This is a genomic window from Kitasatospora sp. NPDC090091 (assembly GCF_044747365.1).
In the GTDB taxonomy this organism is placed as follows: domain Bacteria; phylum Actinomycetota; class Actinomycetes; order Streptomycetales; family Streptomycetaceae; genus Kitasatospora.
The window spans coordinates 87,309-111,035 of sequence record NZ_JBIVDY010000016.1 but is presented as its reverse complement, the minus strand read 5'-3'; the positions used below and the strand labels follow the sequence as shown (position 1 = coordinate 111,035).

Sequence of the window (23,727 nt, the reverse complement as noted above, 5' to 3'; positions counted from 1 at the left end):
ACGAATGGGAGAACCCGTGAACGACACCGACCTGGCGCCCACCCGGCACTACCCGGACACCCGGCCCGAGGACTCCTTCGACCACCCGGCCGGCGAGATCCGCCTGCGGGTCGGCAGCGGCCTGGGCCTGCGCTCGCAGCTGCTCGCCTCCGGCGGCACGGCACCGGCCTTCGAATTCCCGACCATGACGGTCCCGGCGTAGCGAGCGAGGCCGTCACACCGCCGCCACCGGGGACCGGGCAGCCCCCCGGTGGCGGCATCCGGCACCCGGCAGCCGGACCCGGGCGGGACCGACCCGGCGCCGCCCGGGCCCGCTCCGGCCCCCGCCCCGGCCCAACCGGACCGGATTCCCGCAGATGCGGTCGTACGGTAACGATCCCGTGATGGCAGCGTGTTTGCTTCGTGGCCGATGAGCTGCACTACAGATCAGACGGACCGTCAAGTAGCCTGCGCCCATGCGCACGACTTCGTCGATCACCGTCGGCCGGGACGCCGAGATCAGCCTGCTGGGCAGCGCGCTGGCCACCTCCCGTCAGCGGGCCGGCCGGGCGGTCTTCCTGCTCGGCGACGCCGGCATGGGCAAGTCCCGGCTGGCCGGCGAGTGCGCCTACCAGGCCTACGGACTCGGCCTGCCGGTGCTGCGCGGCCGAGGCTCCTCGACACTGACCGTGACGCCGTTCCGGCCGCTGATCGAGGCCCTCGCCTCGCGCTTCCGGGCCGCCGGCACCCCCACCGACGCCGAGCTCGAGCCCTACCGCCCCGCCCTGGCCCGGCTGGTCCCCGAGTGGCGCGCAACGGCCGGCACCGCGCCCGCCTACCCGGAGACGGTGGTCGAACTCGCCGAGGCGCTGCTGCGTCTGCTCGCCGTCCTCGGCCGCGACGCCGGCTGCGTTCTGCTGCTGGAGGACCTGCACGACACCGACGCCGAGACGGTCGCGGTGCTGGAGTACCTGGTCGACAACCTGGAGGGCCTGCCGGTCCTGCTGGTGGGAACGCTGCGCGGGGAGCCCGGACCGGCCCTGGACCTCGTCCGCGCCGCCGAGCGCCGGCGCGCCGCCACCGTCACCGAGCTGCGGCCGCTGCCGCCGGCCGACGTCCGGACGATGGCCGCGGACATCCTGGAGAGCGCGGCCGCCGAGGTGCCCGCGCCGGTGCTGGAACGGCTCGCCGAGCGCGGCGACGGCTGCCCCTACCTGGTCGAGGAACTGCTCGCCGACATGCTCGCCTCGGGCGCACTGCACCGGCCCGAGGGCCGCTGGGAGGTGGCCGGCGACCTCTGCACCGCCGTCCCCACCACCGTCGTCCGCAGCTGGGGCGGGCGGATCGACCAGCTCGACCCGCCGGTGCGCGAGCTGCTGCTCACCGCCGCCACCCTGGGCAGCCGCTTCTCCGTCGCGACCGTCCAGCTGATCACCGGCCACGACGACCGGACGCTCTTCAGCCACCTGCGCTCCGCCTGCGAGGCCAACGTCATCGTGCCGGACGGCGCCGCCCCGGACCGCTACGCCTTCCGGCACGCCCTCACCGCCGACGCCGTCATCGCGACCCTGGCACCCGCCGAGCGCGCCGCCCTGGCCCGCCGCGCCGCCGGGGCGATCCTGCGGGCCGACCCCGAGCTCGGCGACGAGCGGCGCCAGCTGGTGGCGTCGCTGCTGCTGGCCGGGGGCGACCCGGCGGGCGCCGCGGCGCACCTCGCCGAGGCCGGCCGGCGGACCCTGGCGGCCGGCGCCGCCGGTTCGGCCGTGGTGCTGCTGGAGCGCGCCCACGAGCTCGCCGGGGAGGCGGACCGCGCCGTCGTCGTCGAGCAGCTGCTGCTGGCGCTGGCCGAGGCCGGGCAACTGGACCGGGCCTTCGAACTGGCCCGCGCACTGCCCGCGATACCCTCCGCCGCGCCGGCGAACGCACTGCCGCCGCCCGCCGGCCACCCGCCCGCGGAGCGCCCGCCCACCCACGGCCGCCCCGCCGCCGACCGCCGGATCGACCTGCACACCCGGCTGGCCTTCGCCGCGGTGATGGCCGAGCGCGCCGGTGAGGCCGCCGCCCAGCTCGCCGCCGCCCGGGCGCTGGCCGGCAGCGATCCGCGCCCCGAGCAGGACGCCGCCCTGGTCGTCGTGGAGGGCCACCTCGCCCTGCTGCCCGGCCACGGCCCCGCCCCCGACGACGCCGAACAACCGGACCGGGCCGCGGACGTCGGCGGGACCGGCGGGACCGGCGCGGCCGGAACGACCGAGGCCGGCGGGGACGCCGCCGGGGCCGACCCGCAGCCGGCCCGCGCCCGCCTCGCCGAGACCGAGCGCCTCGCCCGCCGGGCCGCCGAGGTGGCCGAGGCCGCCGGCCTGCCGGTGGTCGCCTGCCAGGCGTGGCAGTTGCTCGCGCTGCTCGCCCGCGAGCGCGGCTTCGACGACGCCGACGCCTGCCTGGAGCGGATGCTCGCCGTCGCCGAGGCGCACGCCCTCCCGGTCTGGCGGGTCGAGGCACTGCTCCGGCTCGGCGCCAACGCCTTCATGCGCACCGGCGACGGCGCCCGCCTCGAAGCCGCCCGGGAGGCCGCCGCCGCACTCGGCGCGATCGTGCTCACCCAGACCCTGGACGGCCTGCTCGCCATGAACGCCGTGCTGCGCGGCGAGTGGGAAACCGCCCGCGCCGTCATCGACGACCGCCTCGACGCCACCGCCCGGCTGCGCAACCTCGGCGCCCACCGCTACCTGCTGCTCGGCTCCGCCACCCTCGCCGCCCACCTCGGCCGCGACCGCGAGATGGAGCGCGAGCTGGCCCGGTTCCGGCAGGCCGGCGGCGAGGAGTCGTTCCTGATGCCGCTGCGCCACGGCCTCTGCCGGGCCGTCGGCGCCCTGCTCGCCGAGGACCTCGGCCGGGCCCGGGCCGAACTGGCTGCCGGGATCGCCTGGGAGGAGCAGCACCCCAGCGTCTTCTACCTGGCCGGCCGGCACGGCCTGCACCCGCTGCTGGAGGTGCTCTCCGGCAGCTGGCACCGCGCCGACCTGGCCCGGGCCGCCACCGCCCCGGCCGCCGGACTCGCCTGGAACCGCCAGTTCCTGGGCTTCGCCGACGCCGTCCTGCTCGGCCGCGAGGGCCGCCCGGACGAGGCCGCCCGCGCCGTCGCCGACGCCCGCGCGACCGCCGCGCCGTTCCCGCTCGCCCACCACCTCGCGCTGCGGCTCGCCGCCGAGAGCGCGCTCGCCGACGGCTGGGGCGAGCCGGTGGCCTGGCTGCGCACGGCCGAGGAGTATTTCCACGCCACCGGCATCCAGCCGGTCGCGGCCGCCTGCCGCGCCCTGCTGCGCCGCGCCGGCGCCAGCGTCGCCCAGCACCGCGGCGGCCGCGACGCCGTACCGGCAGAGCTGCGCGGCTGCGGCGTGACGCTGCGCGAGTACGAGGTCTTCGTCCTGCTCTCGGAGCGGCCGGGCAACCAGCAGCTGGCCCGCCGGCTCTCCATCTCGCCGCGCACGGTGGAGAAGCACATCGCCGGCCTGCTCGCCAAGACCGGCCGCCCGGACCGCGCCGCCCTCTGCGACCTCGCCGCCGAACTCGCCGCCGGGCCCCTGACGTAGGGCCTGTCTTCGAATTCCCGCCTGCCCGGCGACGCCTGGGCGGACGATGGGAGTCCGAAGACACGCCCTGGGCCCGGTCCCGCGGATCGGGCCGGGCCGCTGCGGGCGCCGGCCCGTACCGGGGCTCAGGCCCTCTCTTTCGGATCCCGCCTGGCGTGATCCGAAAGAGAGGGCCTAGGACGTCAGGCGGACGATCTCGCCGATCTCCAGTGCCACGTGGACGACGCCGTCCGGGCCGACGGCGATGCCGTGCGGCTCGGCGCCCGGGACGGGCAGGTCGTAGCCGCGGTAGGCGCCGTCCGGGGTGAGACTGCCGATCCGGTTGCCGGCCCACTCGGTGAACCAGAGCCGGCCCTGCGGGTCGGCCGCGATCGCATGCGGCCGGGCTGCCCGGTCGGGCAGCGGGTGCTCGACGACCGTGCCGTCCGGCGCGATCCGGGCGACCTGCCCGGCGCCGATCTCGACGCACCAGAGCGCGCCGTCGCCGCCGCGGGCGATCCCGACCGGGGCCGCGCCCGCGGTGGGCAGCGGGTGCACGGTGACCTCCCCGGCGACGGTGATCCGGCCGACGGCGTGGGCCTGGTTGAGGGTGAACCAGAGCGCCCCGTCGGGCCCGGCGGTGATCATCGACGGGAAGCCGCCGTCGACCGGCAACGGATGCTCCGTCACCTCGCCGTCCACGGTGATCCGCCCGATCCGGCCGGCGTTCGGCTCGGTGAACCAGAGGGCGCCGTCGGGGCCCGCGGTGATCCCGTACGGCCCGGCGCCCTCGGTCGGCAGCCCGAACGAGCACTCCCGGCCGTCGGTGCCGATCCGCCCGATCCGGTGGTCCCGCATCCGGGTGAACCAGAGCGCGCCGTCCGGGCCCGCCGTGATCACCGCCGGCCCGCTCTCCGGCGCGGCCGGGCCGAACCGCCGCACCGAGCCGTCGGCCGCCAGCCGCCCGACCTCGCCGGAGTGCACCAGGGTGAACCAGACGCCGCCGTCCGGCCCCACCGCCACCCCGTACGGCCCGGCCTGACCGTCCGACACCTGGAACCGCTCGATCGCCATCCGCAACCCGCCCCTTCACTATCGCGACTCGCGTCGCATTAGCGATCCTGCCACGCCCCCAGTCCGTACGGCAACTACCCGTCCGCCTCACCCGCGGCCGGCCCGGCGCGGACGCCCTTGCGGCCGCCGCGCCGGGTGCGGTCGGCGTCGCCGCGCAGGACGGAGATCACGCCGACCCCGGCGGCGCAGAGCGGAACGGCGAGCAGGGCGCCGAGGATCCCGGCGAGGCCGGAGCCGGCCACCACCGCGATCATGATGGTGGCGGGGTGCAGTTCGACGGTCCGGCTCTGGATCAGCGGCTGCAGGATGTTGCCCTCCACCGCCTGCACCGCGAGGACGATCCCGAGCGCCCAGAGCGCGGTGCCGATGCCGCCCTCGGCGAGCGCGACCAGCACCGCCACCGTCCCGGAGAGGAAGGCGCCGACGAACGGGATGTAGGCGCCCATGAAGACCAGGGCGCCGAGCCCGGCCGCGCCGGGCACGCCGAGCAGCAGCAGGCCGACGGTGATGAAGAACGCGTCGATCAGCGCGATCAGCGTCGTGCCGCGCATGAAGCCGGCCATCGCGTCGAAGGCCCGGTCGGCGCAGGCGATGACGGTCTCGGCGGTGCGGGGCGGGAGGTTGGAGCGGATGGAGTCGCCGGTGCGGTGGCCGTCGCGGAGGAAGAAGAAGACCAGCGCCAGGGCGAGCACGGCACCGGTCAGGACCTGCGTGGCGAGGCCGAGGCCGGAGAGCACGCCGTTGGTGACGGTGGAGACCAGTGCGCTGCTCTCGCCCTGGGCGTTGTCCAGGGCGTGGCGGATCTTCTCGCCGAACGGCCCGAGCCACTCGGCGATCCGGTCGCCGGCCTCCTGGAGTGCGGAGGCGATCTGCGGGGCGCTGTGCACCAGGGAGTTGACCAGCAGGGCGACCACGCCGCCGACGGCGGCCACCAGCAGGGCGCAGGTGAGCCCGGCGGCCGTGCCGCGGCCGACCCCGTGCCGGACCATCCACGGCATCACGGGGTAGAGCAGCGCGGTGCCGAGCAGCGCGAGGGCGACCGGGATGGTGGCGGCGCGCAGCTCGACCAGGGCGAAGCCCACCAGGGAGGCGACGGCGATGAGGAGGATGACCGCGGCCGACCAGGCCGCAGCCGCCCGGATCGCGGGCGGGAGCATCAGGTACGGGCGCCGGTGGTCCTCCCGGCGTTCCGGGGGAACGCCGCCGGACGGGGGCTCCCCCGACATCTCCACCTCCGCCTGGGTCGATCGCGCCCTGCTCGCCCCATCTCAACAGATGAGGTGACGGATCGCCCGTTGTGCGGAATTCGATGCGCCCCGGCGGTGGGAGCACCGGCAGCAGGAGCCCACCCGGCGGAGCGCCGGGAGGAGCGCCTGAGGAGCGTCAGGAGGAGCGCGCCCGCCCTACGCCGCCACCTCGAAGCGGACCGCTCCGCCCCCGCCCGCGAAGGCGAGGACCCGTTCGGCCTCCGCACCGGCCGCCTGCCGGTCGGCCCGGCCCAGCGCCGCGAACGGGCGGATCACCACGGTGCGCTCGCCGGCCTTGTCCTCCGTCAGCTCCCAGTTGCCGGCGACCAGGCCGTCGACCAGCAGGATCCCGAGCACGATGCCGTTCTGCGTCATCACCCGCGGCCGGTACTCCTCCGGCAGCACCCTGGTCCGGTCCGCGTGCGAGAGGACCAGGTTGTCGAAGGGCGCGACCAGCCGGACCGGCGCCGGCACGGACGGGTCCGGCCGGGGCGCGTCGGGCAGGTCGTACAGCAGCCGGCCGTGCTCGTCGCGGAACGTCAGCAGCTGCGGTTCGAGCCGCTTCAGGACCGGGCCGAGCCGGCTGAGGCCGCACCACTTCTGCAGGTCGGCGGCGGTGGCGGGGCCGAACGCGGCGAGGTAGCGCAGCGCCAGGTCGTCCGGCGAGGGCGCCGGGTCGAGCGGGCGGCCCAGCCAGTGCTCGGCGGTGGTGTGCGCGGCACCGCCGCTCCGGCCCCAGATGCCGCGCGGCGGCACCTGGACGAGCGGCAGCCGGCAGCGCGCGGCCTGGGCGAGGGCGGCCGGGTCGCGGTCGGGGCGGCCGGCGGCGAGGAGTGCGCCGAGCCGCTGGAAGGTGAGGGGCTCCTCCTCGACCAGCGCGCGTGCCTCGGCGGCCAGCGCGTCGAGGTCCAGGCCGGTCAGCCGCTTGCCGAAGGCGCTGCGCAGGCCCTGGTCGAGCACGGGCTGGAGGAGCGGGCGCAGGGTGAGGCAGTCGTCGGCGGTGACCAGGTGGATGGTGCCGCGCTGGAGGGCGATCCGGACCACCTCGCGCCCCTCGATCAGCGCGGTCAGCTCCTCGTGGGCGAAGCCGTCCAGCCGGCTGAGCAGGCCGAGGTAGGGCGGCTGCGGCGCGGCCTGGGCCTGGAGGCCGCCGAGGTGGCGGACCATCGCCCCGGCCGTCATGGTCGAGCGGGCGAGCAGGTGCTGACGGGCCAGCAGCGCGCGGCCGAGCGCCCGGGTGCTCAGGACGGGCGGGCCGGCCGCGGGTGACCGGCTCACCGCCGGCCGTCCAGGACGGAGCGCAGCAGGTCGATCCGGTTGGTGGTGATCGAGTCGACGCCGGCGGCGCAGAGCCGGCGCATGGTGCGGCGCAGGTCGGCGGTCCAGGTGGAGACGGCGAGCCCGGCGTCGTGGGCGGCGGCGGTGAACTCGGCGGTGACGAGGCCGAACGGCGGGTTCAGGTAGGCCGGCCGCAGGTCGTCGAGCAGGGCGCGGACGGGCAGCCGGGGCTGCTTCCAGGTGAGCGCGATCTCGGCGTGCGGGGCGGCGGCGCGGACGGCGAGCATCGCGGTGGCGGGGCCGCAGAAGGCCACCCGGTGTTCGAGGCCGAGGCCGGTGACGACCTCCCAGGTGGCCACGACGGGGTGCGGGTCGTCCAGGTCGATCAGCAGCCGGGCGGCGGGGGTGGCGGCCACGGTCTTGAGCGCCTCGGCGAGGGTGGGGACGGTGAGGTCGCCGTCGCGCAGCTCGTCCAGCTGGTCGAGCGGGACGCGGCGCAGCGGGCGCAGGTCGCCCCAGAGGCGTTCCAGGGTCTCGTCGTGGAGCAGCACGGGCACGCCGTCGCGGGTGAGGCGGACGTCGACCTCGACGGCGTCGGCGCCGGCGGCGAGCGCGGACTCGACGGAGGGCAGGGTGTTCTCGCGGTACCGGTAGGGGTCGCCGCGGTGGGCGACGGCGAGCACCGGACGGAGGTCGTCGGGGGCGGCGGCGGGGCGGGCGGCGGTCGGACGGGCGGCGTTCATCGCGGCGGTGGGGTTCCTCGGGTCGGTCGCGCTTCGGGTCACACGGGCCGGCTGGCGCCGGGTCGGGCGGTGGGCGCTCAGCGGATCAGTCCGGCGAGCCACGGGGACAGCTGGAGGTGGGTGACGGCCTCGCGGTAGCTCGGTTCGCCGGGGACGGTGACGATCAGCGTGCAGGACGGCGGGAAGGCACGCTGCTTGACGTGGACCAGGCCGGTCCAGACCGAGTGCAGGAAGGCGGGCACGCTGTCGCGCGGCACGTCGAAGGCGATGTCGTCGACGGTGACCACGGCCTCGTCGTGGACGAAGAGGCGGACGGTGATCGCGGGCCGTCCGGCGATCTCCAGCAGCGCCTCGTGGGGTATCGCGTCGAGTTCGGAGCCTCCGGAGCCGCCACCGGCCGCGTCGGCGCCGACCAGCCCGGCGAAGGTCCGGTCACGGCCGATGTCGTGGCTCGCGCGGACCTCGCGGCCGTGCCGGGCGGCCATCGCCTCGACGGCGAACACGGCGCTCTGGGTGGACGGCAGCGGCGGGTGGGGCATCGGCGGTGGTCCTCTCGTCGGCGGGAGCGGAGCTTCAGCGGCGTTCGATCATCACATTGGTCGACTTGATGACGGCGGTCGCGGGAGTGCCGGGCACCAGGTTGAGCTCCTCGGCCGACTCCCGGCTGATCAGCGACACCACCCGGAACGGTCCGGCCTGGATCTCCACCTGCGCGGCGACGTCCCCGAGCACCACGTCGGTGACGATGCCGGGGAACCGGTTGCGTGCCGAGGAGGGCCGCCCCTCGGCCTCGGCGTTCTCGGGGCGGGCGAGCTCCCGGGCGAAGGCTGCCAGCTGGGCTCCGGGGATGATCCGGTGGCCGTGCTCGTCGCGCTCGGCGGCGACCCGGCCCGCGTCCACCCAGCGCCGCATGGTGTCGGCGCTCACGCCGAGCATCGCCGCCGCCTCGCCGATCCGGTACGGGTTGACCGGCGCCTCGGACTGGCCCATGGGTGACTCCTGACGGTGGTTCGGATCGGGGACCCCGGGGGGCCGGGGCCGTCCTCGGGGGTCGTGGCGGCCGCGGTCGCGACCGTCGCCGCCATCCTGCCGTACCGGGCGCCCCCGGGGCCAAGCGGAGCGGGCCGCCACCGGTCGAACGGGCGGCGCACGGGGCGGGCGGGGGCCGTCGGCCTCTTCGGCGTGCCCTACGTGGTCAGTACACCTACGGCCTACGGCTCGCCGAAGAGGTCCCGCCGGACGGCGTCGCCGGCGGTGAGGACGGCGCCGGCGAGCACCGCACCGCCGCCGGCCGTCCCGGCCCGGACCTCGGTGCGCAGCGGCGAGAGGCCGGCCAGCCGGTGCTCGACCCGGCCGGCCAGCTCGGCGCCGCCGGCCCGGCCGATCTCGCCGCCGAGCACGACGCAGCCCGGGTCGAGCACGACGCAGACGGCGGCCGCGCCGACGGCAATCCGTGCGGCGAGCTCGTCCAGGAAGGCGGCGCCCGGCTCGCCCTCGCCGAGCGCGTCGAGTGCGCCGCGCACGGCGGCCTCGGCGGCGGCCGCGTCGTCGGCGGGGTCGGCGGGCAGGCCGTGGGCGCGGGCCAGGCCGCAGACCGCGGCGCTGCCGACCAGACCGTGGAAACCTTCCTCGCACCCGACCGCGCTGGGCAGCCCGGAGGTGCCGGGCACGGGCAGGAAGCAGATCTCGCCGGTGCCGCCGGAGGCCCCGCGGCGCAGCCGCCCGTCGAGGATCACGGCGGCGCCGACGCTGTGGCCGAGCCAGATCAGGACGAAGGTGTCCCGGCCCTGGGCGGCGCCGATCCGGTACTCGGCGCGCCCGGCCAGGTTGACCTCGTTCTCCAGGATCACGTCGGTACCGGGCAGTTCGCGCAGTGCGGCGAGGAGTTCGGCGTGCCAGCCGGGGAGCGCGCCGGTGCTGTGCAGGCGTCCGGTGGCGGGGTCGACCAGGCCCGGGGCGCCGACGGCGACGGTGTGCAGGCGCTCGACGCCGGCCCGCTGCGCGGTCTCGTGCAGGGTGCGGACGATCCGCTCGGCGGTCCCGGCGTCGCCGTCGCCCTCGACGGCCAGCTCGGCGGTGGCCAGGGCCTGCCCGGCGAGGTCGGCGACGACCAGGCTGACGCCGCCGGAGCGGACGTCGACGGCGGCGAGGTGGGCGCGCGAGGCGACGAGCGCGTACAGCCGGGCGTTGGGGCCGCGCCGCTGCTCGCCGCGCTCGCCGACGACGGCGACCAGGCCGGTGCGCTGCAGGCGCTCCAGCAGGTCGGCGACGGTGGGCCGGGAGAGGCCGGTGAGGTCGCGCAGTTCGGTGGCGGTCAGTGGTCCCTGTTCGAGCAGCAGGTTGAGCGCCAGCCGGTCGTTGATCGCCCGGGCGGTGCTCGGCGTGGCCGTACGCGCGGTGGTCATGGAAGTGCATCCTTCCAGAGTGTTTCTATCAGGGTCCCTTCCTGATAATTTATCGAACCGCACCGGGCACGGACGGCCGTCCGCCGGGGGCACTATCGGTAGGAACCCCCACACCCGCTGGGAGCACCTACGGCAATCACCATCCACAGGGCATCGCCGCGCGCCGCGCGGCCGGGAGGGAAGACCTGATGACAGACGCACCGACCGCAGGACCACCCGCCGGGCCGACGGAGAGCAGGCCGGCCACGACCACGCCGGCCGGGACCGGGCCGGCCGGCGAGGCGCTGGAGCGGCCGCGCCGGGCGAGGACCGCCATCGCCCTGGTGTTCGCCGTGCACGGCGCGGTGGGCGGCACCTTCGTCAGCCGCATCCCGTGGATCCAGGACCGGCTGGACCTCTCGCCCGGCCAGCTCGGCCTCGCCCTGGTGATGCCGGCGATCGGCTCGTTCGTCGCGATGCCGCTGGCCGGCCGGGTGGTCCACCGCCACGGCGGGCGGGCAGCGGTGCGCGGCCTGCTCTCGGTCTGGTGCCTGGCGCTGGTCCTGCCCGCGCTCGCCCCCTCGCTGCCGACCCTCTGCGCGGCCCTCCTGGTGTACGGCGCGACCGCCGGCACGGCGGACGTCGCGATGAACGCGCAGGGCGTGGAGATCGAGCGCCGGCTCGGGCGCTCGATCATGTCCGGACTGCACGGGATGTGGAGCGCGGGCGGGCTGGTGGCCTCGGCCTTCGGCATCCTGGCCGCTCACCAGAACCTCGACGCCCGGCTCCAGCTGGCCGTCACCGCCCTGGTGCTCTGCGTCCTGGCGCAGCCGGTCTGCCGCGGCCTGCCCGACTTCCGCGCCCCCGAGGAGGCCGAAGCGCCGCCGCGGTTCGCACTGCCCCCGCGCAGCTCGCTGGTGATCGGCATGGTCGGCTTCTGCGCGGTGTTCGCCGAGGGCGCCTCGATGGACTGGAGCGGCGTCTACCTCAAGGACGTCACCGGCGCCTCCGCCACCCTCGCGGCCGCCTCGTACACGGCGTTCTCGCTGACCATGGCGGTCAGCCGGCTGGCCGGCGACGCGGCGATCCGCCGGCTCGGCGCCGTCCGGGCGACCAGGCTGAGCGGCGCGGTCGCCGGCGCGGGCGGCGTGCTGGTGGTCTGCGCGGACAGCCCGCTGCTGGCCATCCCCGGGTTCGCCCTGATCGGGATCGGGATAGCAGTGGTCGTCCCGCTGGCCTTCGCGGCGGCCGGCCGGATCGGCAGCAACCCGAGCCAGGCCATCGCCGGCGTCGCGACCGTGACCTACACCTCCGGACTGATCGCCCCCGCCATCGTCGGCGGGCTCGCCCAGGCCACCTCGCTGACCGCCTCCTTCGCGGTGGTCACCACCCTGGCGTTCGCCCTGCTGCCGAGCGCGGGCGCGCTGCGCCGCGCCGAGCCGGACGCCCCGGCCGGCCCGGCCGGCCCGGAAGGCACGGTCCCCGACGCCCGGTCGGCACCCGGAGCCGCGGCCGGAACGGCGGCCGCGCCCTCCGGCCGGTAGCCGGCGGCGGGGCCCCGGACACCGAACGACCGGCCCGCCGAGAATTCCCGTCGAGCATCACCGAATCGTCATCGACATGACATCGAAAAGGCCTTTCCAAAGAGATCTCCAAGGGATATGATAAACCCTTTCCAGGGAATTCCCCGCTAATATCGGCGACCGTCGGGCGAAGCCGCCCGGCGGTTCCGCCTTTCCGCCCAGCGAAGGAATTCCCGTGTGCTACGACGCCGACGCCGCGCCGCCCGCCTGCACCCCCGCGCCCGGCCCGGTCGCCGAGGCCGCCGCGCTCACCCTGACCGCCGGGGACGGCACCGGGGTCGGCGCCTTCCTTGCCCGGCCGGTGCGGGTCACCGGCCCGGCCGTCCTCGTCCTGCCGGACAACCGGGGCCTTTCCGGTTTCTACCGGCAGACCGCCGTACGGCTCGCCGAACAGGGCCACCCGGCACTCGCGATCGACTATTTCGGGCGCACCGCCGGACCCGACCCGGAAAAGCGCGCACCGGAATTCGGTGACCTGCCCGGACTGCTGCCGCACCTGCTCGCCCTCACCCCGGACGGCCTGGACGCCGACATCGCGGCCGGGGTCGAGCACCTGCGCGGGACCGGCGCCGCGGAGGTGGTCGCGCTCGGCTTCTGCTTCGGCGGCCGCCAGGCCTTCCGGGCGTCGGCACCGCGCTTCGGCCTGGCCGGCGCGGTCGGCTTCTACGGCTATCCCGACACCATCAACGGCGCCCCCGGCCCGACCCAGCTCGCGTCCGGGCTGACCGCGCCGATCCTCGCGCTCTGGGGCGGCGCCGACGAGTCGATCGCACCCGAGGTGGTCGACGCCTTCGACCGGGCGCTCGGCGCGGCCGGCTGCCCGCACCGCTTCGTCGTCTATCCGCGCGCGCCGCACAACTTCTTCGAGCTCGGCGCCGCAGAGCACGCCGAGGCGGCGGCGGACGCCTGGCAGCGCCTGCTCGCCTTCCTGGCGGGTCCGGGCCGGCCGAGCTGAGCCGCACCGCTCCGAGCCAGCCCGAGCCGGGACCCCCCAGCCAGGACCGCCCCTCCGAGCCGGCGCCGGCCGCGCCGGGCGGGGGCGCGCCGACCACCCGGAGCCGGTCGTGCACCCGGGCTGCGGCCCCCGGCCCGGGCGGGCGGGCGCAGCGGTTAGGCTCGGTCGGTGCCCGACACCATGCCGCTCGCACCGCCCGCGCCGCCCGCCACCGAGCTGCCCGCCACCGAGCCGCCGGCCGGTGAGCCGTCGACCGCCGGGGCGGCCACGCCGCCGGCCGGTCCGACCGCGCGCTCGGCGTGGCTGCGGTTCACCCTGCTGGTGCTGATCCTCGGCGCGGCGGCCGGTTCGCTGCTGCTCTGGAGCCCGACGGCGCTGCTCTCCGGCGGCCTGCCCGCCGGGGTGCCCGGGTACTGGCTGGCACCGCTCTTCGTCGCGGTGTACGCGGTGGGCACGCTCGCCTTCGTCCCCCGGCCGGCGCTCAACGCGGCGGCCGGACTGCTGCTCGGCATCCAGCAGGGCGTGGCGATGGCGGTGGTCGGCACCACGCTGGGCGCGGCGATGGCCTTCGCCCTGGGGCGTCTGCTCGGACGCGAGGCGCTCCGCCCCTACCTGCGGGGGCGGATGCTGCTCGCCCTGGACAAGCGGTTCACCGAGCAGGGCTTCCGCAGCGTGCTGGTGCTCCGGCTGATGCCCGGGCTTCCGTTCCAGGCCGGCAACTACGGCGCGGCCTTCTCCGGCGTGCGGTTCGTGCCGTTCCTGGTCGCCACCGCGCTCGGCGTGACCCCGGCGACGGCCGTCTACGTCACGGCGGCCGCCAGTGCGGACGAGCCCGGCTCGGCCGCGTTCCTGCTCTCGGCCGGCACGATCGGCGTGCTGCTCGTGGGGAGCCTGGTGGGACTCTGGCGGGCGGTCGCGCGGCGGCGTTCGAGCGCGGCCTGAGCGCCCCCGACCGGCGGCACGCCCCGCCTCCGCCGACTATTCGCTCGCGTCCGCGACGCCGGGTGCGCCACGATGGCGGCCATGACGACGACGACCACCCGGATCGATCCCCCGATGGCGGCGGACGAGCCCGCGATGCTGACCGCCTGGCTCGACTACCACCGCGCCACCCTCGCGCTGAAGTGCGAGGGGCTGACCGACGAGCAGCTGAAGCTGCGGTCCGTCCCGCCGTCCACGCTCTCGCTGCTCGGGCTGGTCCGGCACATGGCCGAGGTCGAGCGGTACTGGTTCCGGACCATCCTCCTCGGCGAGGACACCGGCCCCGACGGCCTGTACTGGACCCGCGAGGACCCGGACGGCGACTTCGACAACATCGACGGTGCCGACGCCGCGGCGGACTTCGCCGTCTGGCGGGCCGAGGTGGCCGCCGCCCGGGCCGCGTCCGAGGGGCTGCCGCTGGAGACGGCCGGCAAACGCGACCGCCGTGGCGAGCAGGTGACGCTCCGCTGGATCCTCGTCCACATGGTCGAGGAGTACGCGCGACACAACGGGCACGCCGATCTGCTCCGGGAGCTGGTGGACGGCGTCACCGGCGAGTGAAATCGTTTCCGCATTGTTGACAAGTGGTCAATTGGGCGGTGACCGCGACCGATATGGTCTACGCGCGCAACCGTCCGCGGTTCCCTTGCGTCGCAACAGTTGCCCGGGTTCGCCCGGGTTTCCGGCGCGGCACGACTCGTACGGGGGTCGCGAGCGGGCACGGGACCGGTGATCAGTGCGATACTCGGACAGTTCCGACGAGTGGATGACGTGTCAAAAGGACACGCGCACCGGGGGACCTGTACGGAACGAGGCAGGGAGGCGCGGCATGGGAGCACTTCGCGACGAGCACCACAACGGGTGGCTGATGCCCTCCGGGAACTACCCGGCCGCGGTGTACGACGACGAGTGGATCGAGCAGGAGACGGTTCCGTCCTCCCCCGCCCCCACGAAGATCGTCTCCCTGCGGCCGACCGGCTTCGAGGCCGCCCGGACGGTCGGTGAGCACATCCGGGCGAGCACGCCGGTGGTCATGGACCTCACCGAGATGGAGGAGGCCGAGGCCAAGCGCATGGTCGACTTCGCCTCCGGGCTGATCTTCGGCACCTGCGGCGGCATCGAGCGGATCGCCCGCCGGGTGTTCCTGCTCACCCCGGCGGACGTCGAGGTGATGGTGATCGACCGACCGCTGGACGACACCGGGTTCTACAACCAGAGCTGAGCACCCGCGCGCAGCCCAGTACGCGCGACCGCAGAGACCGGGGACGGCCACCGCCGTCCCCGGTCTCTTTGCTGTCCGTCCCGGGCCACCCGCCTCGGAGCACCCGCCCACAGCGCTTCACTACCGACTCATCTGCATCACTCCATCTTCGATTGAGACACTGATGTCTCAATCGATGTATGCTTGCATCATGGCCACCGATCGCGATGCCGTCCTCGAAGCTGCCGTGGGCGTGCTCTCCCGCCGCCCCACCGCGCACCTCGACGAGATCGCCCGCGCTGCGGGCATCAGCCGCGCCACCCTCCACCGGCTCTTCCCCGGCCGGGACGCGCTGATCCGCGAGGTCGGCCTGCTCGGCCTGCAGCGGTTCCGCGCCGCCCTGGACACCGCGGCCATCGAGGACGGCGACCCGCATGCGGCACTGCGCCGCCTCGTCGACGCGGTCGTCCCGGACGCCGCGCTCTGCGCCTTCCTGGCCGGCGAGAACCAGCTCTACGACGACGAGGCCATCGACGAGCTCTGGGAGTCGCAGATCGTCCGGATGCACGCGCTCTTCCTGCGCGGCCAGCAGCAGGGCGTCTTCCGCGTCGAGCTCTCCGCCGCCTGGCTCAGCGAGGCCTTCTTCGACCTGGTCGCCGGAATCGGCTGGGCGATCCAGGACGGCCGGCTCGCCCCGCGCGACGCGGCGTTCTCGCTCGCCGAGCTCTTCCTCGGCGGAGCCCTGCGCACCCCGCCGCAGCCGGACCCGCAGTAACCCGTCCACCCACCCACAGCACCTCGGACGCACAGGCCGCCGGAACCGGCGGTCGGAAACCGATACCCCATGAGCAGCACCCTCCACGCCAGCCCCCGCCAGCGCTGGACCGGCCTCGCCGTCCTCGTCCTGGCCGTCACCCTGGTCGCCGTCGACGCGACCGTCCTCTCCCTCGCCATACCCTCGATCAGCGAGACGCTCCGCCCCAGCGGCACCCAGTTGCTCTGGATCGGCGACGCCTACTCCTTCGTGCTGGCCGGCCTGCTGGTCAGCATGGGCGCGCTGAGCGACCGGATCGGCCGCAAGAAGCTGCTGCTGGCCGGCTCCACCGCCTTCGGCGCCGCGTCCCTGCTCGCCGCCTACGCCCCCGGCCCGGGCTGGCTGATCCTGGCCCGCGCGCTGCTCGGCGTGGCCGGGGCGACCATCATGCCGTCCACCCTCTCGCTGATCCGCGGCCTCTTCCCGGACGACCGCGAGCGCGCCACCGCGATCGGCATCTGGGGCGCCGGCGCCACCGCCGGCGCTGCCCTCGGCCCGGTCGTCGGCGGGGCGCTGCTGGAGCACTTCTGGTGGGGCTCGGTCTTCCTGCTGAACATCCCGGTGCTGCTCCTGCTGCTCGTCCTCGGCGCCTGGCTGCTGCCCGAGTCGCGGGACCCGCGGCCCGGCCGCTGGGACGTGCTCAGCGTGCTGCTCTCGCTGGCCGGTGTGATCGGCGTGGTCTACGCCGTCAAGGAGGCCGCCGCGCACGGCGTCGCCCGGTGGGACGTCCCCGTCGCCGGCGTGCTGGGCGCCGCCGCGCTGACCGTCTTCGTCCGGCGCCAGCTGCGCCTGCCGACCCCGCTGCTGGACGTGCGGCTCTTCGCCGACCGGCGGTTCACCGCGGCCGTGCTGGCCTCGCTCACCGCGCTGATCGGCCTCTCCGGCGTGGTCTTCGTGACCTCGCAGTACCTGCAGCTGGTCCGCGGCTACGAGCCGCTCCAGGCCGGTCTGGCCGAGCTGCCGGCCTTCGCCGGCGCGGTGGTCGGCGGTCTGCTGACCGCCCGGCTGGTGCGGCGCACCGGCGCCCGGGCCGCGCTGACCGCGGGCCTGCTGGCCATGGGCCTCGGTGTCGGGATGATCGGCTGGGTGCAGCAGGACACCACGTACCTGGTGGTGGCCGCCGCCTTCCTGATCGTCGGCACCGCCGAGGGCGTGGTCTACACCCTCGGCGCCGACCTGGTGCTGGGCGCTGCGCCCGCCGACAAGGCCGGCGCCGCCTCCGCCGTCTCCGAGACGGCGTACGAGCTGGGCACCGCGCTCGGCATCGCGCTGGTCGGCTCGGTGGCGACCTCGCTCTACGCGAGCGGGCTGGCCGTCCCGGCCGGGGCCGACCCGGAGGCGGCGGCCCGGGCGGGCGAGTCGCTGGGCGGTGCGGTGGAGGCGGCGGCCGGCCTGCCGGCCGCGCTGGCCGAGCCGCTGCTGGCGAGCGCCCGCGACGCCTTCGTGCACGGCATGAACGTCGCGGCGGTGCTGGCCGGGGCCTCGCTGCTGGCCGCCTCGGCACTGGCCTGGCGCCTGCTGCGCGGTCTGTCGCGCCCGGCGCAGCACGACGACCGGCCGACGCAGCACGACGACCCGACGCAGCACGACGACCCGGCGCAGCAGGCAGACCGGCCGGAGCAGCAGCCCGCGGAGCGGGTGAAGGCGGACGCGTAACCGCCGCCGCGGTGCCCTCGCCGTCGTCCGTTGGTCCCCGTGTCCCCCGCCAGGGACGCGGGGATCCGCGTGTTCGGGCCGACGGTCTCAGGAGCGGCGGACTCCGGCCCGGCGGTCTCGGGCCCGGCGGTGTCAGCCCGTCCCGAAGGGGAGCTCCAGCTCGGCCCAGACCACCTTGCCGTCCCGGGTCAGCCGGCTGCCCCAGCGCTGGGCCAGCTCGCTGACCAGGAACATGCCGCGGCCGCCCTCGTCCTGCTCGGCGAACGGGCGCAGCTGGGGCGTCTGCCCGCCGGCGTCGGCGACCTCGACGGTGAGCACCCGGTCGCGGAAGAGCCGGAGCCGGCGCGGGGCGTCGGCGTGCAGCAGGGCGTTCGTGACCAGCTCGCTGACCAGCAGCTCGGCGTAGTCGGAGAGCGCGGACAGGCCCCAGGTCTCCAGGGTGCTGCGGGTGAAGCGGCGGGCCTTGCCGGGCAGGCGGCCGCCGCCGGTGAGCGGGAGGGTGGCGATCCGGTCGGCGGGCAGCGGCAGCACCCGGGCCATGATCATCGCGATGTCGTCGTCCGTGCCGTCGGTGACCAGCGCGCCGAGCACGGCGTCGCAGCTCGCCTCCAGGGTGCGGCCGGGCCCGGCCAGGGTGCGGGCGAGCAGGTCGATGCCGTCGTCGAGGTCCTGGCCGCGCCGCTCGACCAGGCCGTCGGTGTAGAGGGCGACCATGGCACCCTCGGGGAGGGCGAACTCGATCGACTCGAAGGCCACCCCGCCGACGCCGAGCGGGACGCCGGGCGGCACGTCGACCCTGCGGGTGGTGCCGTCCGGGCCGACCCACACCGGCGGCAGGTGGCCCGCCGAGGCGACCTGGACGGTGCGCTCCAGCGGGTCGTAGACGGCGCAGATGCAGGTGGCGAACTGGCCCTCGCCGATGCCCGAGGCGGTCTCGTCGAGCCGGGTGAGCACCTGTTCCGGCGGCATGTCCAGGGTGGCGAGGGTGCGGGCCACCGTGCGGAGTTGGCCCATCGTGGCGGCGGCGCGGATGCCGTGGCCCATCACGTCGCCGACCACCAGGGCGACCCGGCCGCAGGAGAGCGGCACCACGTCGAACCAGTCGCCGCCGACCTCGCTGACCACGCTGCTGGGCAGGTAGCGGTAGGCGATCTCCAGCCCGAGGGTGCGGTGGATCTCCTGCGGCAGCAGGCTGCGCTGCAGGGTCAGCGCGGTCTCGCGCTCGCGCCGGTAGAGCCGGGCGTTGTCGACGGCGAGCGCGGTGCGGGCGACCAGCTCCTCGGCGAGGGCGACGTCGGCGTCGGTGAACGGCTCCGGGTTGCGCATCCGGATGAACTCGGCGCCGCCCAGCACCATGCCCCGCGCGGTCATCGGCACCATCAGGTACGAGTGGATGCCGGCTGCTATCCCCGGCGCGACGCGCTCCGGGGTGGCGACCAGGCCGCGCAGCACGTCCGCGTCGACGTGGGAGCGCAGCAGGGGCCGCCCGCTGCGCAGGCACTGGGTGTAACTGCGGTCGGGGGCGTACTCGGAGACCTCCCCGACGGTGTCGACGGCGAGGGCGAGGCCGGACTCGTAGGACTCCCCGACGGCGACGGCGCGCAGCTGGACGGAGCGGTCCAGCGGGATGGTGGTGGGCTCGGCACCGCGCAGCACCGGCTCCAGCAGGTCGACGGTGGCGAAGTCGGCGAAGCGCGGCACGACCGCCTCGATCAGCTCCTCGGCGGTGCGCTGCAGGTCGAGGGTGGTGCCGATCCGGGCGGTGGCCTCGGCGATGGTGGCGAGCCGTTCCTGCGCGCGGGAGGCGCGGGCCTCGGCCTGGAACCGCTCGGTGACGTCGATGATGGACGAGCAGACCCCGAAGACCCGCCCGGTGGAGTCCTGCAGCCGGAAGTAGGAGGCGGACCAGGCGCGGTCGCGGCGCGGGTCGCCGGGGACGCGGCCGTGCGAGCGGGCGTCGACCACCGGGCGGCCGGTGGTGAGCACCTGTCGCATGGTCTGTTCTATCTCGGCGCTGTTGATGCCCGGCAGCACGGCGCTGATCCGCCGGCCCACGTGCTCCTCGACGGGGACGCCGTTCATCCGGGCCAGCGCCTTGTTGAGCCGGACGTAGCGCAGGTCGGTGTCGTAGACGGCCATGCCGATCGGGGACTGGCCGAAGATGCCGTCCAGGACTGCGAGGTCGGCCTCGACCCGGTGCAGTGCCGCGGTGTCGGAGGCGGTGGCGAGGAGCAGCAGGGTGCCGGCCGGTCCGGCGATCGGGTAGGTGCGGAACTCCAGCTCGACGACGTGCCCGTCCCGGTGCCGGACGGGGAAGGTGCCGGACCAGCCCTTGCCGCTCATGATGCGCTCGAACAACGCGAGCACCTCGGGGCGGTCGTCGCCGGAGGTGAGGAGCTGGGCGGCGTAGCTGCCGACGGCCTCGTCGGCGGAGAAGCCGAGCAGGGCCTCGGCGTCCTCGCTCCAGTGCAGGATGAGTCCGTCGTCCTGGAGCAGGGCGGTGGCGAGCGGGACCAGGCGGTGACCGTCGAGGCGTGCGGGGGTTCCGTCCGGCGCGGGGCCGGCGGCTTCGGTCGCGTCCCACTCGTGTCCGTGCATGATCAGGCAGCACCCCGGTTCGGCTCGTGCCCGGCCGGGCGGGGCCTCGCGGTCCGTGCCGGCCGGGGTTCTTCTCCAGACTGCACGGACATCGGCCGACCGGCGACCCCTTGGTCAGGGGCGTGCCGGACCCACCTGGTGTACGGGCGTCATGGGCGTACCGGCCGCAGCGTACCCTCAAGAACGCTCGCCCACTGCCGGATCACTCCGGATCGTCTGGCGCTGTCGTCGGTGAGCAGATTGGCCAGGCCGAGGCCGCGCGCCATGTCGAGGGTGGCCTGCACGGTCTCGCGGACGCCGGGGGCGCTCTCGTCCGCCCCGAGGAACTCGACGGTGGCCCGGTGGGCCTCGCGGCCCACGTGGCCCTCCAGCGCGACGATCCGCTCGCGCAGCGGCTCCTCGGTGGCGGCGGCCACCCACAGGTGCAGGGCGGCGCGGAACAGCGGGCCGGTGTAGAGGCGCACGATCATGTCGACGACGGCCTCGGTCCGGGCCGGGCCGACGGCGGGCAGCTCGTCCGCGTGGGCGCGGACGGCCGCCAGCCGTTCGGCGGTGACGTGCTCGACGGCCGCGGTGAAGAGGTCCTCGCGGGTCGGGAAGTGGTGCTGGGCCGCGCCGCGGGAGACGCCGGCGCGCTCGGCGACGACGCTGACCGTGGAGCCGTTCCAGCCGACCTCGGCGAGGCAGTCGACGGCCGCCGCCAGCAGCCGCTGCCGGGTGGCGCGGCTGCGGTCCTGCTGCGGGGTGCGGGCGGCGGGGTGGGTGGTCATCGGCGGCGACTGGTCCTGTCCGTGCGGCGGTGCTCAGGGGTCGATCCTCGCAGACCGCGGGAGCGGCCCGGCGGGCGGGCGCGTGCGGGTGCACGGGGACGCGTGCGGGCGGGTTCGGGCGGGCGGGCGGGCCCGTGCGGCGGGCGGCCCGGCGGGGTACCGGGCGGCGCCCACCGCGGCGGGCCGACGGCTCAGCGGCCGGCTTCCCGCGCCCGCAGCTCCCGGCGGAGGATCTTGCCGGCCGCGGACTTGGGCACGGCGTCCAGGAACTCCACCGCCCGGACCTTCTTGTACGGGGCGACCTGGCCGGCCACGAAGGCGGTCACCTCCTCCTCGGTGAGCGTGGAGCCGGGCGCGCGGACCACGAAGGCCTTGGGCCGCTCGGTGCCGTCCGCGTCCACCACCCCGATCACCGCCGCGTCGGCAATCCCGGGGTGGCCGAGCAGCAGCGCCTCCAGCTCGGCGGGCGCGACCTGGTAGCCCTTGTACTTGATCAGCTCCTTCACCCGGTCGACGATGAACAGGTAGCCGCGCTCGTCCACGTAGCCGACGTCGCCGGTGTGCAGCCAGCCATCGGCGTCGATGGTGGCGGCGGTGTCGGAGGGGCGGCCGAAGTAGCCCTTCATCACCTGCGGCCCGCGGATCAGCAGCTCGCCCCGCTCGCCCGGGCCGAGGTCGCCGGTACCGCTACCGGTACCGGTTCCGCTGCCGGTGACGCTGCCGGTTCCGTCGAGCGCGACGACCCGCAGCTCGGTGGAGGGCACCATCCGGCCGACCGAGCCCGGCGAGGGGTCGCTCTCGTCCGGCGAGACCACATGGGTGACCGGGGAGAGCTCGGTCATCCCGTAGCCCTGGAGGATCCGCGGCAGGCCCAGCCGGCGGGCGCACGCCTCGGCCAGCTCGTGGTCCAGCGGCGCGGCCGCGCACAGCAGGTACTCCAGCGAGGAGAGGTCGAAGCGGTCGACGATCGGGTGCTTGGCCAGCGCCAGGGCGATCGGCGGCGCCACGATCAGCGCCTGGACGCGCTGCTCCTCGATGGTGCGGCAGAACTGCTCCAGGTCGAAGCGGGGCAGTACGACGACGGTGGCGCCGCAGCGCAGCGGCTGGTTGAGCAACGCCGCGAGGCCGTAGATGTGGAAGAACGGGAGGACGGCGAGGACCCGCTCGCCCGCTGCGGGGCGGTAGAGGGCGTCGGTCTGGGCCAGGTTGGTGGCGATCGACCGGTGGGTGAGCATCACGCCCTTGGGCAGTCCGGTGGTTCCGCTGGAGTAGGGCAGGACGGCGATGTCGGTGCCGGGGTCGAGCTCCGGCTCCGGCTCGGGGCCGGAGGCGGCGAGCAGGTCGGCCAGCGAGCGGTGGCCCTCGACGCCGTCCAGCACGATGATCTCCGCCAGCGGGGTGCCCTCGGCCGCGAGCTTCTCCGCGGCCTGCCGGGCGGTGGCCAGGAACGGCGAGACGGTGACCAGCCAGCGGGCGCCGCTGTCGGCGAGCTGGCCGGCCAGCTCGCCCGCGGTGGCGAGCGAGGAGACCGTGGTCACCGTGGCGCCGGCGCGGGTGGCGCCGTAGAAGGCCATCGGATAGCCGATCGTGTTCGGGCTGAAGAGCGCCAGCACGTCGCCGTGCCGCACGCCCGCCTCGGCCAGACCGGCCGCCACCCGGCGCACCGCCGCGACGAGCCGCGCGTAGCTCACCGACTCCCCCGTGACCCCGTCCACCAGGGCCGGCCGGTCGCCGAAGCCGTCGGCGCCGCCCAGGACCGCCTCATGGATCGGCAGGTCGACGACCGCGACATCCGGGAACTCGCTGTGGAACACCAAGGCATGCCTCCTCGCAGGTAGTTGACGAATCATCAAACAGGTGGCGGGCAGTCACGGAGCACCGCCGGCCGGGCGCGCGGGACAGGAGCATACGGACAGTGGCGGAGCGCTGCGCCATTGTGACGAAGGTTCGGGGGCGCGCGCGTGGCACGCTTGCCGCGCCCGGCGGACGCGCCGACCGTTTCCTGCATGGCCGCCCGCCCCCGAGGACGGCCCCCGACCAGGGAGCACCCCACCGTGAGACGCACCACCCGACAGCTGCCCGCGCCCCGCCGGATCCTGGCCGCCACCGCCGCGGCCGCCGCGCTCGCCTTCGCCTCGGCACCGCTCGCGGTCGCCGCACCCGGTGACAACGGCGACGTCAAGATCCACGACAGCGCCACCGCGGTGGACAGTCAGAACAACGACCCGCAGGTCTGCCAGTTCTACCTGGACGCGTTCAACTTCGACACCATCACGCTGGTCAGCTGGACGATCGAGCAGCAGCAGCCGACCGGGAACGCCCTGGTGCTGGCCGGCGCGCTGGTGCTGACCAACGGCACCGGCAGCACCAGCAACTACAGCCTCCCGGACGGTCACTACCAGCTCACCTGGACCTTCGTCGGTGAGAACGGCAGCGCCAAGCACAAGACGTTCATGGTCCGGTGCGCCTCCGGCTCGCCGACCGCCACCGGCTCTCCGACGTCCACCGCCTCGCCCATCTCCACCGCTTCGCCCTCCGCCCCGCCCAGCGGCTCTCCCAGCCCCTCGCCCTCGCCCTCGCCGACTCCGGGCACCCATGGCGGCTCGCCCAGCCTCTCCCCGAAGCCCCACCCCGTCGGCGGAGTCGGCACCGGCGGTGGCGGCACCTCCGGCCCGAACACGGGCGAGGTGCTCGGCGGCGCCGCTCTGATCGCCACCGCGGGCTGGTTCGGCGTCCGCTCGCTGCGCCGGCGCTCGGGACGCAATGCCGAGTCCTGACCGGCACCGCCACCGCGCGCCGCGCAGGCGCGGGTCCGTCGGTTCCCGCGCCCCGCAGGGATCGTCGGGCCCGCGCAGGGGCCCCGGCCGGCTCACGGCCGGGGCCGTCGCACTCGCG

At 75.6% G+C, this 23,727-nt stretch carries 20 protein-coding genes; 10 read left to right on the top strand and 10 right to left on the bottom strand.

What is annotated here, in order from left to right:
* The first annotated feature begins 16 nt into the window (after positions 1–16).
* Both ACIPSC_RS26505 and ACIPSC_RS26500 read left to right on the top strand, forming a co-directional pair.
* Complete coding sequence (locus ACIPSC_RS26505; RefSeq protein WP_400828559.1) at positions 17–202, top strand: hypothetical protein; 186 nt, start codon at positions 17–19, stop codon at positions 200–202.
* Positions 203–455: 253 nt separating this feature from the next.
* The gene (locus ACIPSC_RS26500) at positions 456–3,569 is read left to right on the top strand and encodes an AAA family ATPase (protein ID WP_400828558.1); all 3,114 of its coding nucleotides are present in this window, start codon (positions 456–458) and stop codon (positions 3,567–3,569) included.
* A 174-nt stretch (positions 3,570–3,743) separates the two neighbouring features.
* Here the strand turns inward: ACIPSC_RS26500 and ACIPSC_RS26495 are convergent, their stop codons facing one another.
* From ACIPSC_RS26495 to ACIPSC_RS26465, 7 genes are all read right to left on the bottom strand, one after another.
* Positions 3,744–4,622 (bottom strand): virginiamycin B lyase, encoded by an 879-nt coding sequence (locus ACIPSC_RS26495; protein WP_400828557.1) that lies wholly within the window; start codon positions 4,620–4,622, stop codon positions 3,744–3,746.
* A 74-nt stretch (positions 4,623–4,696) separates the two neighbouring features.
* On the bottom strand, positions 4,697–5,848 hold the full coding sequence (locus ACIPSC_RS26490) for an AI-2E family transporter (protein WP_400828556.1): 1,152 nt from the start codon (positions 5,846–5,848) through the stop codon (positions 4,697–4,699).
* A gap of 177 nt (positions 5,849–6,025) precedes the next feature.
* A complete protein-coding gene (locus tag ACIPSC_RS26485; RefSeq protein WP_400828555.1) occupies positions 6,026–7,147 on the bottom strand; it encodes a winged helix DNA-binding domain-containing protein in 1,122 nt (373 codons plus the stop codon).
* Positions 7,144–7,890 (bottom strand): glycerophosphodiester phosphodiesterase, encoded by a 747-nt coding sequence (locus tag ACIPSC_RS26480; RefSeq protein ID WP_400828554.1) that lies wholly within the window; start codon positions 7,888–7,890, stop codon positions 7,144–7,146. Before ACIPSC_RS26480 ends, ACIPSC_RS26485 begins: the two co-directional genes overlap by 4 nt.
* Positions 7,891–7,967: 77 nt before the next feature.
* Entirely contained in the window at positions 7,968–8,429 is a 462-nt protein-coding gene (locus ACIPSC_RS26475; protein ID WP_400828553.1) for a hypothetical protein, read from the bottom strand.
* A gap of 34 nt (positions 8,430–8,463) precedes the next feature.
* On the bottom strand, positions 8,464–8,880 hold the full coding sequence (locus ACIPSC_RS26470; RefSeq protein WP_400828552.1) for a molybdopterin-binding protein: 417 nt from the start codon (positions 8,878–8,880) through the stop codon (positions 8,464–8,466).
* Between the two features lie 221 nt (positions 8,881–9,101).
* Positions 9,102–10,295 carry an ROK family transcriptional regulator gene (locus ACIPSC_RS26465; protein ID WP_400828551.1) on the bottom strand — a complete coding sequence of 398 codons (1,194 nt, stop codon included), beginning with the start codon at positions 10,293–10,295 and terminating at the stop codon, positions 9,102–9,104.
* Between the two features lie 188 nt (positions 10,296–10,483).
* Between ACIPSC_RS26465 and ACIPSC_RS26460 the strand changes: the two genes are divergently transcribed.
* The 7 genes from ACIPSC_RS26460 (at position 10,484) to ACIPSC_RS26430 (ending at position 17,464) form a co-directional block, all read left to right on the top strand.
* Positions 10,484–11,818 carry an MFS transporter gene (locus tag ACIPSC_RS26460; RefSeq protein WP_400828550.1) on the top strand — a complete coding sequence of 445 codons (1,335 nt, stop codon included), beginning with the start codon at positions 10,484–10,486 and terminating at the stop codon, positions 11,816–11,818.
* Between the two features lie 214 nt (positions 11,819–12,032).
* The gene (locus ACIPSC_RS26455) at positions 12,033–12,812 is read left to right on the top strand and encodes a dienelactone hydrolase family protein (RefSeq protein WP_400828549.1); all 780 of its coding nucleotides are present in this window, start codon (positions 12,033–12,035) and stop codon (positions 12,810–12,812) included.
* Positions 12,813–12,980: 168 nt separating this feature from the next.
* Positions 12,981–13,754 carry a TVP38/TMEM64 family protein gene (locus ACIPSC_RS26450; protein WP_400828548.1) on the top strand — a complete coding sequence of 258 codons (774 nt, stop codon included), beginning with the start codon at positions 12,981–12,983 and terminating at the stop codon, positions 13,752–13,754.
* A gap of 81 nt (positions 13,755–13,835) precedes the next feature.
* Complete coding sequence (locus tag ACIPSC_RS26445) at positions 13,836–14,354, top strand: DinB family protein (RefSeq protein ID WP_400828547.1); 519 nt, start codon at positions 13,836–13,838, stop codon at positions 14,352–14,354.
* A 268-nt stretch (positions 14,355–14,622) separates the two neighbouring features.
* Positions 14,623–15,015: a cell division protein SepF gene (locus ACIPSC_RS26440; RefSeq protein WP_400828546.1), complete on the top strand. Its 393-nt coding sequence runs from the start codon at positions 14,623–14,625 to the stop codon at positions 15,013–15,015.
* 190 nt (positions 15,016–15,205) lie between these two features.
* Positions 15,206–15,769, top strand: coding sequence for a TetR/AcrR family transcriptional regulator (locus tag ACIPSC_RS26435; RefSeq protein ID WP_400828545.1), 564 nt, complete (start codon positions 15,206–15,208; stop codon positions 15,767–15,769).
* 69 nt (positions 15,770–15,838) lie between these two features.
* Positions 15,839–17,464 carry an MFS transporter gene (locus ACIPSC_RS26430; RefSeq protein ID WP_400828544.1) on the top strand — a complete coding sequence of 542 codons (1,626 nt, stop codon included), beginning with the start codon at positions 15,839–15,841 and terminating at the stop codon, positions 17,462–17,464.
* A 132-nt stretch (positions 17,465–17,596) separates the two neighbouring features.
* Here the strand turns inward: ACIPSC_RS26430 and ACIPSC_RS26425 are convergent, their stop codons facing one another.
* From ACIPSC_RS26425 to ACIPSC_RS26415, 3 genes are all read right to left on the bottom strand, one after another.
* Positions 17,597–20,062 (bottom strand): SpoIIE family protein phosphatase, encoded by a 2,466-nt coding sequence (locus tag ACIPSC_RS26425; RefSeq protein ID WP_400828543.1) that lies wholly within the window; start codon positions 20,060–20,062, stop codon positions 17,597–17,599.
* A gap of 149 nt (positions 20,063–20,211) precedes the next feature.
* Positions 20,212–20,832 carry a TetR/AcrR family transcriptional regulator gene (locus ACIPSC_RS26420; protein WP_400828542.1) on the bottom strand — a complete coding sequence of 207 codons (621 nt, stop codon included), beginning with the start codon at positions 20,830–20,832 and terminating at the stop codon, positions 20,212–20,214.
* A 191-nt stretch (positions 20,833–21,023) separates the two neighbouring features.
* Complete coding sequence (locus tag ACIPSC_RS26415; protein ID WP_400828541.1) at positions 21,024–22,682, bottom strand: 4-coumarate--CoA ligase family protein; 1,659 nt, start codon at positions 22,680–22,682, stop codon at positions 21,024–21,026.
* A gap of 204 nt (positions 22,683–22,886) precedes the next feature.
* On the opposite strand from ACIPSC_RS26415, the gene ACIPSC_RS26410 reads away from it, so the two are divergent.
* A complete protein-coding gene (locus ACIPSC_RS26410) occupies positions 22,887–23,609 on the top strand; it encodes a hypothetical protein (RefSeq protein ID WP_400828540.1) in 723 nt (240 codons plus the stop codon).
* Positions 23,610–23,727 lie beyond the last annotated feature (118 nt).

Excerpts from the sequence above, each read along its gene's own strand:
- ACIPSC_RS26500 (WP_400828558.1), top strand. The coding sequence starts at position 456 with ATGCGCACGACTTCGTCGATCACCGTCGGCCGGGACGCCGAGATCAGC.
- ACIPSC_RS26495 (WP_400828557.1), bottom strand. The coding sequence starts at position 4,622 with ATGGCGATCGAGCGGTTCCAGGTGTCGGACGGTCAGGCCGGGCCGTAC.
- ACIPSC_RS26490 (WP_400828556.1), bottom strand. The coding sequence starts at position 5,848 with ATGTCGGGGGAGCCCCCGTCCGGCGGCGTTCCCCCGGAACGCCGGGAG.
- ACIPSC_RS26480 (WP_400828554.1), bottom strand. The coding sequence starts at position 7,890 with ATGAACGCCGCCCGTCCGACCGCCGCCCGCCCCGCCGCCGCCCCCGAC.
- ACIPSC_RS26475 (WP_400828553.1), bottom strand. The coding sequence starts at position 8,429 with ATGCCCCACCCGCCGCTGCCGTCCACCCAGAGCGCCGTGTTCGCCGTC.
- ACIPSC_RS26470 (WP_400828552.1), bottom strand. The coding sequence starts at position 8,880 with ATGGGCCAGTCCGAGGCGCCGGTCAACCCGTACCGGATCGGCGAGGCG.
- ACIPSC_RS26465 (WP_400828551.1), bottom strand. The coding sequence starts at position 10,295 with ATGACCACCGCGCGTACGGCCACGCCGAGCACCGCCCGGGCGATCAAC.
- ACIPSC_RS26460 (WP_400828550.1), top strand. The coding sequence starts at position 10,484 with ATGACAGACGCACCGACCGCAGGACCACCCGCCGGGCCGACGGAGAGC.
- ACIPSC_RS26445 (WP_400828547.1), top strand. The coding sequence starts at position 13,836 with ATGACGACGACGACCACCCGGATCGATCCCCCGATGGCGGCGGACGAG.
- ACIPSC_RS26440 (WP_400828546.1), top strand. The coding sequence starts at position 14,623 with ATGGGAGCACTTCGCGACGAGCACCACAACGGGTGGCTGATGCCCTCC.
- ACIPSC_RS26435 (WP_400828545.1), top strand. The coding sequence starts at position 15,206 with ATGGCCACCGATCGCGATGCCGTCCTCGAAGCTGCCGTGGGCGTGCTC.
- ACIPSC_RS26430 (WP_400828544.1), top strand. The coding sequence starts at position 15,839 with ATGAGCAGCACCCTCCACGCCAGCCCCCGCCAGCGCTGGACCGGCCTC.
- ACIPSC_RS26425 (WP_400828543.1), bottom strand. The coding sequence starts at position 20,062 with ATGCACGGACACGAGTGGGACGCGACCGAAGCCGCCGGCCCCGCGCCG.
- ACIPSC_RS26420 (WP_400828542.1), bottom strand. The coding sequence starts at position 20,832 with ATGACCACCCACCCCGCCGCCCGCACCCCGCAGCAGGACCGCAGCCGC.
- ACIPSC_RS26415 (WP_400828541.1), bottom strand. The coding sequence starts at position 22,682 with ATGATTCGTCAACTACCTGCGAGGAGGCATGCCTTGGTGTTCCACAGC.